We start from the raw sequence: 260 nt of genomic DNA on the forward strand, positions 1-260 counted from the left end.
GATCCACCTGATCTCCATCCCGGTGACCAATACCTCGGTCAACCCCGCACGCTCCACCGCGGTGGCGGCGTTCGTGGGCGAAAGCGCCGGCTACATGCCGTTGCGCCAGCTGTGGCTGTTCTGGCTGGCGCCGTGCATCGGCGCGATCCTCGGCGCGCTGGCGCATCGGTTCGTCGGCGGGCGGGAGCCGCGCGCATGAACCTGCCGCGAGCGGTCGTGAATCCGAACGGCAAGGCAGCGCCGTGGGCCTGACCGCACCG

Annotated in this window: 1 protein-coding gene; it reads left to right on the forward strand. The window is 70.8% G+C overall.

Annotated elements, in window-relative coordinates; all coding sequences use genetic code 11:
- Positions 1-199: aquaporin (locus SB773_RS32805; protein WP_410594581.1), on the forward strand; the 199-nt coding region annotated here is incomplete at its 5' end.
- Between the last annotated feature and the right edge of the window lie 61 nt (positions 200-260).

Origin of the sequence: Bacillus sp. SIMBA_074 (assembly GCF_046534555.1) — a bacterium.
GTDB classification, from domain to species: Bacteria; Bacillota; Bacilli; order Bacillales; family Bacillaceae_G; genus Bacillus_A; species Bacillus_A mycoides.